Below are 11,343 nucleotides of genomic sequence, written 5' to 3'. Positions count from 1 at the left end.
AAACGCGCCCCTCGCAGCCGTCAACGCCATGATTTATATGCGAAATATCACGATTACGACAGCGAAATCAGCGACTTACTTGGAGAATGTGGGTTGAAGCCTCGGCGGGGGACTTGCAAGGAAGGCGTTGCCCCGTCAGCCGCTCTGCGCTAACCCGTGCCGACCGCTAACAAGGATACCGCCATGCGTCTGTCGCGCTATTTCATGCCCGTCCTGAAAGAAGACCCCAAAGAGGCCCAGATCGTCAGCCACCGGCTGATGCTGCGCGCCGGCATGATCAAGCAGCAGGCGGCGGGGATCTATTCGTGGCTGCCGCTGGGCCACAAGACCCTGCGCCGGATCGAACAGATCGTGCATGAGGAACAACAGCGCGCCGGCCATATCCCGATGCTGATGCCGACGCTGCAACCCGCCGATCTGTGGCGCGAGTCGGGCCGCTATGACGATTACGGCGAAGAGATGCTGCGCATCACCGACCGCCACAAGCGCGACATGCTTTACGGCCCCACCAACGAGGAGATGATCACCGACATCTTCCGGTCGCATGTGAACAGCTACAAGGACCTGCCGCTGACGCTGTATCACATCCAGTGGAAATTCCGCGACGAGATCCGGCCGCGTTTCGGCGTCATGCGCGGGCGCGAATTCCTGATGAAGGACGGCTACAACTTTGACCTGACCAAGGAAGACGCGCTGCATGCCTATAACCGGCATCTGGTCAGCTATCTGCGCACCTATGAGCGCATGGGGTTGCAGGCGATTCCGATGCGCGCCGATGGCGGCCCGATCGGTGGCGACTATACCCATGAATTCCTTGTCCTTGCCGAGACCGGCGAATCCGAGGTGTTCTATGACAGCGAGATCACCGATCTGAAATTCGGCGACCGCCAGATCGACTATGACAGCGTCGAAGAGTGCCAGGCCGTGCTGGAGGAATTCACCAGCCGCTATGCGCGCACCGACGAGACCCATGACGAGGCGATCTTCGACAAGGTCCCCGAGGACCGCCGTCGCAGCGCGCGCGGCATCGAGGTCGGCCAGATCTTTTATTTCGGCACCAAGTATTCCGAGCCGATGGGCGCGACCGTCGTCGGCCCCGATGGCAGCCGCGTGCCGGTCCATATGGGCAGCCACGGCATCGGCGTTTCCCGGCTTCTGGGCGCGATCATCGAGGCCAATCACGACGAAAAAGGCATCATCTGGCCCGAGGGCGTGACCCCCTATCATGTCGGGATCGTCAATCTGAAACAGGGCGATGCCTCGACCGACAGCGCCTGCGAGGCGCTTTACCGCGAGCTGAAGGGCGCGGGGCTTGATCCGCTTTACGACGACCGCGACGAGCGCGCGGGGGCGAAATTCGCCACCATGGACCTGATCGGTCTGCCCTGGCGGATCACGGTGGGTCCGCGCGGACTTGCGGCGAACAAGGTCGAGCTGACCTCGCGCCGGACGGGCGAATCTGTCGAGATGTCGCCCGCCGAGGCGATCGAGCGGCTGCGCGAGATCTATCGGCCGGTTTTCGAGGCCGCGCTTTAAGTGGCGTCGCGGTCGGCGCCGGTTGCGCGGTCCGATGGATATTTGAACATGGAAGATGGCATGAGCCGTGCCCCGCATGGCCGTGCCGCGCGCCATGTTTTCAGGCGGCGTTGACATCCCGGGCCCGGGCGGTTTCCCTGCGCCCCGGGCGATTGCGGGAGAGGCGGCTTGGCGAAAAAGGCTTTGATCACCGGGGTAACCGGGCAGGATGGATCCTATCTGGCCGAATTTCTGCTGGACAAGGGTTATGAGGTGCATGGCATCAAGCGCCGCGCCTCGTCCTTCAACACCCAGCGGGTCGATCACATCTTTCAGGATCCGCATGAGGCGCAGCCGCGGTTTTTCCTGCATTACGGCGATCTGACCGATACATCCAACCTGACCCGGATCATGGCCGAGATCCGCCCCGACGAGGTTTATAACCTGGGCGCGCAATCCCATGTCGCGGTCAGTTTCGAGACGCCCGAATATACCGCCGATGTCGATGCGCTGGGCGCGCTGCGGCTGCTTGAGGCGATCCGCTTTCTGGGCCTTGAGGGGCAGACGCGCTATTATCAGGCCTCGACCTCCGAGCTTTACGGGCTGGTGCGCGAGACGCCGCAGACCGAGCGGACGCCCTTTTATCCGCGCAGCCCCTATGCGGTGGCCAAGCTTTACGCCTATTGGATGACGGTGAATTATCGCGAGGCCTACGGGCTTTTTGCCTGCAACGGTATTCTCTTTAACCATGAAAGCCCGCGCCGGGGCGAAACATTCGTGACCCGCAAGATCACGCGGGGTTTGTGCAATATCGCGCAGGGGCTGGAGGATTGTCTTTATATGGGCAATCTGGATGCGCTGCGGGACTGGGGCCATGCGCGCGACTATGTGCGCATGCAATGGCTGATGCTGCAATGCGATGCGCCGGACGATTACGTCATCGCGACGGGCGCGCAGCATTCCGTGCGCCAGTTCCTGATCTGGGCCGCGGCCGAGCTGGGCATCGCCCTGGAATTCCGGGGCAGCGGCGTCGATGAGATCGGGGTGGTCGCCGCCATCACGGGCGATATGGCGCCGGCGCTCAGCCCCGGCGATGTGATCATGCGGATCGATGCGAAATATTTCCGCCCCGCCGAGGTCGCGACCCTTTTGGGCGATGCCGGCAAGGCGCATCGCCAGCTGGGCTGGAAGCCCGAAACCACCCTGCCCGAGATGATCGCCGAAATGGTGGCATCGGATCTGCGCATCGCGCGGCGTCACGCGCTTTTGCGCCATCACGGCATGGCCGAGCCGGTCGCGGTCGAGGGGAAATAGGTGGCGCGGCTTTTTATCACCGGCGCGGGGGGCATGGTCGGGCGCAATCTGCGCGACCATCCCGGCATTGCGGAATGGGAGGTGTTGGCACCGTCGCGGGCCGAGCTGGACCTGATGGATACCGGCGCCCTGCACGCCTTTCTGGCGCGGCATCGGCCCGATGCGGTCGTTCATGCGGCGGGTCTGGTTGGCGGCATTCAGGCCAATCTGGCCGAGCCGGTGCGCTATCTCGCCGAAAATGCTCGCATCGGGCTGAACGTGATCGAGGCGGCGCGCGCGGCACGGGTGCCGGTGCTGATCAACCTTGCCTCGAGCTGTGTCTATCCGGCCGGGCTGGGCCATGGCCTGACCGAGGACCGCATTCTGACCGGCGCGCTGGAACCCAGCAACGAGGGGTATGCGCTGGCCAAGATCATGGCCATGCGGCTGGTCGAATATGCCGCAAGTCAGGATCCCGGGCTGATCTGGCGCACGCTGATCCCCTGTAATCTTTACGGGGCGCATGACAAGTTCGACCCCGGCCGGTCGCATCTGGTCCCTGCGATCATCGACAAGTTGCACCGGGCCACGACTGCCGGGGTAGACACGGTCGAGATCTGGGGCGATGGCGCTGCGCGGCGCGAATTCATGTATGCGCCCGATCTGGCGGATGCGATCCTGCGGGCACTGAAGGATCCCCAAGCGGTGCCGCCGGTGATGAATGTCGGCCCCGGGCATGACCATTCCATCAACGATTATTACCGCATTGCCGCCGAGGTGATCGGCTGGCAGGGCCGCTTTCTTCACGATCTGACGCGTCCGGTCGGGATGCGGCAAAAGCTCATGGATGTGTCGCGCCAGACGGCATGGGGCTGGGCGCCGCAAACCGCATTGCGCGACGGCATTGCCGCCACCTATGCCCATTACCTGAAGGTGACCGGATGATCCGCTTTCCGCTTGCGACCTCAAGCTGGGACGAGGCCGAACAGGCGGCCTTGCAGCGCGTCATCGCCTCGGACCGCTATTCCATGGGCGCCGAGGTCGCGGCGTTCGAGGCCGATTTCGCCCGGTTCACCGGCAGCCGTCATGCGGTGATGGTGAATTCCGGATCCTCGGCCAATCTCGCCATGGTGGCGGCGCTGCGCTACACGCAGAATCCCGATCTGCGGCTGATGCCGGGCGACGAGGTGATCGTGCCGGCGGTGTCCTGGTCGACGACCTATTTTCCGCTGCACCAATACGGGCTGCACCTGAAATTCGTCGATATCGACGCCGATACGCTGAACTATGACCTTGGCGCGCTGGAAAGCGCCATCAGCGGGCGCACGCGCGCGATCATGGCGGTGAACCTGTTGGGAAATCCCAATGATTTCGATGCGATCCGCGCCCTGATCGGGTCCCGCCGCATCGTTCTGATCGAGGATAATTGCGAATCCATGGGCGCGACCTTTGGCGGCCGCCAGACCGGCACTTTCGGGGTCATGGGGACGTTTTCGTGCTTTTTCTCGCATCACATCTCGACCATGGAGGGGGGGCTGGTCGTCACCGATGACGAAGAGCTTTACCACATCCTCTTGGCGCTGCGCGCACATGGCTGGACCCGCAACCTGCCGAAATTCAACCGCCTGACCGGCGAGAAAAGCGACGACCCGTTCGAGGAAAGCTTTCGCTTTGTCCTGCCCGGCTACAATCTGCGCCCGCTGGAAATGTCGGGCGCGCTGGGGCGTGAGCAGGTAAAGAAACTGCCGGCGCTGATCGAAGGGCGGCGGGCGAATGGCGCATTGTGGAGCCGCGCGATGGCCGATCATCCGCTGTTTCGCATCCAGCGCGAGACGGGTGACAGCAGCTGGTTCGGATTTGCGCTGATCCTGCGGCCCGGGACGGGGCTGAGCCGGCGCGAGGTGCTGGCGCGCTTTGACGCGCTGGGGTTCGAGACGCGCCCCATCGTCAGCGGCAATTTCACCAAGAACCCGGTGCTGGCGATGATGGATCACAGCCTGCATGGCGCCATGACCCATGCCGAGGACATCGATCACAACGGTTTCTTTATTGGAAATCATCACTACGATATCGGCGAGGCGATCGGGATCGTCGCGGATTTCCGCAACTAGGATCGCCGGGCCGTCACGGATGGGGCGCATGCGAAGGCTTGGCGGCAAAAGACTTGGCCTGTTTCTGGGGCTGGCGCTGATGGTGCTGGCGGGGTCGGGGATCGCGGCCTCTCTGCTCTGGCCGCGCGTCCCCTATCCCGCGACGCCGGTGCCGGTGCTCAGGCTTGCGCCAGATGCGCCGTTTTCGGCCCGGCTGACCGCGCCCCGGGACGGGATGACGGCCCTGCCCGCGCGGATCACCGGCCGGACGGCCGCGGCGAAAACCCCGGGCGGCGTGATGCATGAATGGCCCGGCCTGCATGCCGAGGCGCATTTCCACGCCAGTGCCGTCACGCTGCGGCTCAATGACAGCGTCGATCATTGGCGCATCTCGCTTGACGGGGGCTGGGTCGAGGTCGCGCGCCCCGGGCAGAAGGATCTGCGCATCGAAGGCCTGCCGCCGGGCGAGCATCTGATCCGCGCCGAACGGATCAGCGAAAGCCGGGGCCCGGCCGAATTCGACGGCTTTTTCGTCGACAGCGCCGGGGCCGTCCGCCCGGCGCCGCCGCCGCTGGCCCGGCTGATCGAATTCATCGGCGATTCGGATACGGTGGGCTTTGGCAATACCGCGCAGCGGCGCGATTGCAGCTCGGAACAGATCTTTTCGGCCACCGATACCAGTCTCAGCTTTCCGGCGCGGGTGGCGGCGGCCTTTGACGCGGATTACCGGATCGTCGCGCGTTCCGGGCTTGGGCTTTTGCGAAATTACGGCGGGGCCGCGCCCGACCGGACCATGCGCGCGCTTTATCCGCTGGCCCTGCCTTCGGATCCGGCGGCCGCGCGCCTGCCCGAACAGCGCGCCGACCTTTTGGTGATCGGGCTTGGCTCGAACGATTTCGGCTCGGATATCGCGGCGGGCGAGCCATGGCCCGATGCGGCGCGGCTGTCGCAGGATTTCGGCCCGGCGCTGATCCGGTTCGCGCAGGCCCGGCTTGACGAACATCCCGGCGCCGCGCTGATCCTGCTGGCCTTTGGCGAATATGGCGACGATCTTGTCCGTCCCTATCGCGAGGCGGCGGGGGCGCTGGCGGCAAAGGGCGACACCCGGGTGGGGCTGGTCGTGCTGCCGGATTTGCAGCGCACGGCCTGTCTGTGGCATCCTTCGTTGCAAGATCACGCGATGATCGCCGAGAAACTGGACAAGGCCATTCGCGACACGCTGCCCGGCTGGAACGGCTGAGCCCATGGCCCCCGCATGGCCCGCGCCATGATCCCATCCGCCTGCCGCCCCCCGGCAAGCAGGTCCGCAAACCGGCCCGGCCACGGGTCCAGAACCGATCCAAGGCAGGTCCGATGCCGTCATTCCGCCCCCTCATCAATCGTTTGCCCCGCCTGATCGGGGCGCCGCGCAAGGCGCTGTTCGACGCGGCCGTCGAGCGTTGGGAAATCTGTCCGGCGGAAAGCGTCGATATCCCCGCCGGCATCTGGCTGCCCGACCAGATCGACTATATCGCCCGCACCGAATTCGGCGATCTGCCCGATATCATCGATCAGATGCGCGGCAACCCCGCCGAATGGACGCCGCCAACCATGGGCTATCGGCTGCGCGATGTGGATTTCGTCGATGGCGTGCTTTACGCGCGCGGCGCCGAGATGCATCTGCGCGAACGCCGCCATGCCGGCTTGACCTATGCGCGGCCGGCGCGGGCGATCACCGGGGCGCTTTACGAAAGCTGGATCGGCAATCGCTGGTTCGGCAACTGGCTTTTGAACGATTGCCTGGCCTACCGGCTGGCCGAGGCTGCGGGGCGGCCGGTGACCTCGGCCGCGCCGCGCGGGGGCCATATCGCGGGCTATGTCGCGCGGCTTGGACTGGCGCCGGAACATATCGGCGATGTGCATTTCGACGAGCTGATCCTGTTTGACGACCTGCACAACAACAGCCACCGTCAGGCCCGCGCACAAGAGAACCGCGCTCGCCTTGTCCCAGCGACCCCGTCCCGCCCGCTGCCCGGCGTCTTTATCTTTCGCGGGCGTTCGGGCGATGCCCGCATTCTGGAAAACGAGGCCGAGATCGCCGAACGGCTTGAGGCGGAACAGGGCTTTCACATCATCCATCTTGACCGCGACGATGTCGATGATATCGCCCGCGCGGTCGGCGCCACCGATCTGGTCATGGGGGTCGAGGGCAGCCAGCTTGCCCATGGCGTCATCGGCATGGCGCCGGGCGGCACGGTGATGACGCTGCAACCGGCGGACCGGGTGACGACCTCGCTGAAACTGCTCACCGATTGCTGGCGACAGGGCTATGCCATGCTGGTGGGCGACGGCACCGCACAGGGATTTCGCGTCGAATGGGACCAGATTCAGCGCACTCTTGACCTGATTGCGGCCCGGAATGCAGAAAACCCGTCCTAACAGTCAGGTTGAGTTCTGCGGCATATGTGGCAGAAATGTTAGCGGGTATTTGTTCTGATAAATTGATTCTGCAAGTCTATGGCAATGTTCGAAAACCTGCGAAAAGACTATCGGCGTCACGGCGGTTCGCTGACCGATCCGGCCTTCGTTTCGCTGGTCGTCTATCGCTATGGACGCTGGGCAATCGGCATCCGCAATCCCGCGCTGCGCTGGCTTGCGACCAAGCTTTACGGTCTTCAGAAATTCCTGATTTTGAACATCACCAAGGTCTGGATTCCGCCGCAGGTCCGCATCGGAGAGGATTTCCACATCATCCATGCCGAAGGTTCGCTGTCCATCCATCCCGATGTGGTGATCGGCGACCGGGTCGGCGTCATGCACAACGTCACCATCGGCACCAATATGGGACCGGGCGCGCCGGTGATCGGCGATGACGTGTTCATCGGGGTGAACTCGGCGGTGCTGGGCCGGATCAAGGTGGGCGACCGGGTGCGCATCGGCGCCAATACCGCGGTGACCACGAATGTGCCGCCCGATTCGGTGGTCATCGGCTCGCCCGCGCGGATATATCCCAATCTGCCGATCTTTGGCGCCGGCACCAAGGACACGAGTTCCAAGGACACAAGTTCCAAGGGCACGGGCGCCAGGAATGCCGGCGCGAAAAGGACCGCCCCCGATGCAAAGTGATTTCGACCGCATCATGTGGCGGATGCTGAGCGACAACCTGTCGCAGCGCGCCGAAAAGATCGCCGCCGTCGATCCGGACCGCAGCATCAGCTATGCCGGGCTTGCCGCCGAGGCCGGTCGCGTCGCCGACTGGTTGCGGGCGCGCGGCATCCGGCCGGGCGACCGGGTGATCGTGCATCTGCGCAAGGGCATCGACGAGGTCGCGGCCATGTTCGGCGCCTGGAAGATCGGCGCGGTCGTGGTCAATGTGAACATGCGCTGGACGCCCGCGCAGCTGGCCTATGTGGCGCGCGACTGCCGCGCCCGGGCGGCGATCCTGCCGGCCAGGGCGCTGGCCGGGCTGAGCGGCGACAACGCCCTGTCCAAGGACACGGCTTTTCTGGTTCAGGGCAAGGCCGAGGGTCTTGCCCAGGGCGCGGACCTTTGGCAGGCCCTTGCGGCCGACAGCGGTGCCGCGCCCGACGAATGCGACCCGGCGGGGCTTGCGATGATCATCTATACCTCGGGCTCGACCGGCGCGCCCAAGGGGGTGATGCTGTCGCATCGCAATATCCGCGTCGGCGCGATCTCGGTCGCGGAATATCTGGGGCTGGATGACAGCGACCGGCTGCTTTCGGTGCTGCCCTACAGCTTCGATGCCGGGCTCAATCAGCTGACCACGATGCTGTTGACCGGCGGCACGATCATCCATCAACCGCTGACCATGCCGGCCGAAATCATCCGCATGGCTCAGGCGCAATCCGTCACCGGCCTTGCCGGCGTGCCGCCGCTGTGGAACCAGATCGTGCGTCTTTTGGTGGATAATCCGACCGATCTGCCGGCGCTTCGGCGCATCACCAATACCGGCGGCAAGATCCCCCCCAATATCCTTGAGCTGCTGCCGCGGGTGTTTCCGGGCGTCGATATCTATCTGATGTACGGGCTGACCGAGGCCTTTCGCTCGACCTATCTGCCGCCGTCGAAATTCGCCGCCAAGATGGGGTCGATCGGGCGCCAGATCCCGAATGCCCAGGTCTTTGCCATTAAGCCCGGGATCGGGATTGCCGGCCCCGGCGAACAGGGGGAACTGGTCCATGCCGGGCCGCTGGTCAGCATGGGCTATTGGGAAAAGCCCGAGGTGACGGCGCAGAAAATCCGCCCCTGCGCCGAACTGTCGCATCTGATCGGCGATCAGCCCGTGGTCTGGTCGGGCGATCTGGTGCGGGTGGACGCGGATGGCGATCTGTGGTTCGTCAGCCGCATGGACGAGATGATCAAGACGCTGGGCTTCCGGCTTTCGCCCACCGAGGTCGAGGACGCCATCGCCCAAAGCGGGCTGGTCGGCGATGTCGTGGCCTGGGGCGTCGAGGACCCGGATCTGGGTCAGGCGGTCCATGTCGCCGTGACCTATCTGCCGCAGGGCGACGCCCAGGCGCTTGGCATGTATTGCGCCCGCGCCCTGGCCCATTACATGCGGCCGCGACATGTTTATAGTTGGGACGGGGCCATGCCGCGCACCGCCAGCGGCAAACTGGACCGCCCCGCCATCGTGGCGGCCGCCATGGCCGCCGCGCCGCAAGACTAGGGAAAGGCAAGCCGCATGACGCTGAGCAGGGACGATCTTATCACCTATGTCCAGACCGAGCTGAATATCGACGAGCCGATCTCGGGTGAGACAGAGCTGTTTTCATCGGGGATGCTGGATTCGGTGTCGATGATCGGGCTGATTGCCTTTGTCGAACAAAAGACCGGCATGCAGGTCCAGCCGGGCGATGTCACGCTGGACAATTTCGACAGCATCGACGCCATTCTCGGATATGTCGCGGGCCTTGGCTGAGTCGCGCGCCCCCGGCCCCGACGCCGCCGCACCCGCGCCCGCCGGGACCGCAGAGGCGTCCCCCCGACCCATTTCGGCCGAGACGGTATCGGCCAACCCCGCACCCCCCGTCCCCGCATCAATCGCCCCTGTCGCAACGCCACTCCTCGACGCCCGTCTGGGCGCGGCGGCGGCACGGTTCGGCACGCCGTCCTACGTCTATTGCACCGATCTGGCCGGCGAGCGGCTGGCCGATCTGCGCGCCCATCTGGGGCGCTGGTTCGCAATCAGCTTTGCCGTCAAAAGCAATCCCAACCCCGCGCTTCTGGACTGGATGCGGGATCGGCTGGATTTTCTGGACATCTCGTCGGGGGGGGAACTGGCGCTGAGCCGACAGGCCGGCTGGGATCCGGCCCGGATCAGCTTTACCGGACCCGCCAAACAGGAACCCGAACTGCGCGCCGCCATTGAGACCGGTCTGGGCGAGCTGGTGCTGGAAAGCCTGCGCGAGGCCGAGCTGGCCAATGCCATCGCCGCCCGGACCGGGCGCGTGCAGCCGGTTCTGGTGCGCATCGCGCCGGCCCGCGTGCCCAAAGGCTTTGGCGACCAGATGGCCGGCCGGCCCAGCCCCTTTGGCATCGATGTCGAGGACGCGGCCGAGATCCTGCCCCGGATCGCCCGCTTGCCGCATCTGCGCATCATCGGGTTGCATATCTATTCCGGCACCCAATGCCTCAGGCCTGACGCGATCTGCGAGAACTGGCGCATCTTCATGCAGGTGTTTTCCGACATTTGCACCGCCCAAAACCTGCGCCCCGAAAAGCTGATCTTCGGGGCCGGGCTGGGCATTCCCTATCACCCCGGCGATGCGACGCTGGATCTGGGGGCGATCGCGGCGGCCATCGGCCCCGAACTGGATACGTTCCGCGCCGATCCGCGTTTTGTCGGCACCAGGCTGGTGCTTGAGCTGGGCCGCTATCTGATCGGGCCGGCCGGCTGGTTCGTCACCCGCGTCGTGTCGGTCAAACAGTCGCGCGGCACGCGGATCGCGATCTGCGACGGCGGGATGAACGCCAATCTGGCGGCCTCGGGCAATTTCGGCATGGTGCTGCGGCGCAACTATCTCATTCACCGCATCGGCGGCGACGAAGATGGCGCGCGGCCGATCGAAAAGCAGGATATTTCCGGCCCGCTCTGCACCTCGATCGACAAGCTGGGCGGCGGGGTCGTGCTGCCCCGGCTCGAGGCGGGCGACCTGATCGCCATCCATGCCTGCGGCGCCTATGGTCCCAGCGCCAGCCCGCTTTATTTCATCGGCCATCCCCTGCCGCGCGAGGTCTTGATGACGGGCGGACAGCTTCGGGACATCACCCGGATCGGCGAGGACCGCCCCCACCGCGGCACCGATCCCACCCGTACCGACGGCGCGCGATAACAACTTGCTGAAGCCGCGAATTTGGCGGCGAATTTCCCGACCGATCCGGTTGTGTTTTCTGCACCTGCACGACTATCATCGCGCAAGCCCCCTTATCGGAAAGGATTGCG

At 64.8% G+C, this 11,343-nt stretch carries 10 protein-coding genes; all 10 read left to right on the top strand.

Translation table 11 applies throughout. From position 1 onward, the window contains the following. Window positions 1-183 precede the first annotated feature (183 nt). Complete coding sequence (gene proS / locus ACFOMH_RS18375; protein WP_377746294.1) at window positions 184-1,536, top strand: proline--tRNA ligase; 1,353 nt, start codon at window positions 184-186, stop codon at window positions 1,534-1,536. A 168-nt stretch (window positions 1,537-1,704) separates the two neighbouring features. Further along, window positions 1,705-2,829: a GDP-mannose 4,6-dehydratase gene (gmd, locus tag ACFOMH_RS18370; protein WP_377746293.1), complete on the top strand. Its 1,125-nt coding sequence runs from the start codon at window positions 1,705-1,707 to the stop codon at window positions 2,827-2,829. Next, complete coding sequence (locus ACFOMH_RS18365) at window positions 2,830-3,753, top strand: NAD-dependent epimerase/dehydratase family protein (RefSeq protein ID WP_377746292.1); 924 nt, start codon at window positions 2,830-2,832, stop codon at window positions 3,751-3,753. Beyond that, the gene (locus ACFOMH_RS18360) at window positions 3,750-4,919 is read left to right on the top strand and encodes a DegT/DnrJ/EryC1/StrS family aminotransferase (protein ID WP_377746290.1); all 1,170 of its coding nucleotides are present in this window, start codon (window positions 3,750-3,752) and stop codon (window positions 4,917-4,919) included. The genes ACFOMH_RS18365 and ACFOMH_RS18360 overlap by 4 nt, the downstream gene beginning before the upstream one ends. Window positions 4,920-4,947: 28 nt before the next feature. Continuing rightward, entirely contained in the window at window positions 4,948-6,138 is a 1,191-nt protein-coding gene (locus ACFOMH_RS18355; protein WP_377746289.1) for an SGNH/GDSL hydrolase family protein, read from the top strand. A 143-nt stretch (window positions 6,139-6,281) separates the two neighbouring features. Next, entirely contained in the window at window positions 6,282-7,316 is a 1,035-nt protein-coding gene (locus tag ACFOMH_RS18350; protein WP_377746288.1) for a glycosyltransferase family 61 protein, read from the top strand. Window positions 7,317-7,394: 78 nt separating this feature from the next. Continuing rightward, window positions 7,395-8,003 (top strand): serine O-acetyltransferase, encoded by a 609-nt coding sequence (locus tag ACFOMH_RS18345; protein WP_377746286.1) that lies wholly within the window; start codon window positions 7,395-7,397, stop codon window positions 8,001-8,003. After that, window positions 7,993-9,567 (top strand): AMP-binding protein, encoded by a 1,575-nt coding sequence (locus ACFOMH_RS18340; RefSeq protein WP_377746285.1) that lies wholly within the window; start codon window positions 7,993-7,995, stop codon window positions 9,565-9,567. The genes ACFOMH_RS18345 and ACFOMH_RS18340 overlap by 11 nt, the downstream gene beginning before the upstream one ends. 15 nt (window positions 9,568-9,582) lie before the next feature. Further along, a complete protein-coding gene (locus tag ACFOMH_RS18335) occupies window positions 9,583-9,819 on the top strand; it encodes an acyl carrier protein (RefSeq protein ID WP_374422108.1) in 237 nt (78 codons plus the stop codon). After that, window positions 9,812-11,233 (top strand): type III PLP-dependent enzyme, encoded by a 1,422-nt coding sequence (locus ACFOMH_RS18330; RefSeq protein ID WP_377746283.1) that lies wholly within the window; start codon window positions 9,812-9,814, stop codon window positions 11,231-11,233. The genes ACFOMH_RS18335 and ACFOMH_RS18330 overlap by 8 nt, the downstream gene beginning before the upstream one ends. Window positions 11,234-11,343: the final 110 nt, after the last annotated feature.

The organism is Paracoccus mangrovi, from assembly GCF_042648425.1.
Classification (GTDB): Bacteria; Pseudomonadota; Alphaproteobacteria; order Rhodobacterales; family Rhodobacteraceae; genus Paracoccus; species Paracoccus mangrovi.
Note: the sequence above shows the minus strand (reverse complement) of the source record. Positions and strands in the feature narration are given on the sequence as shown.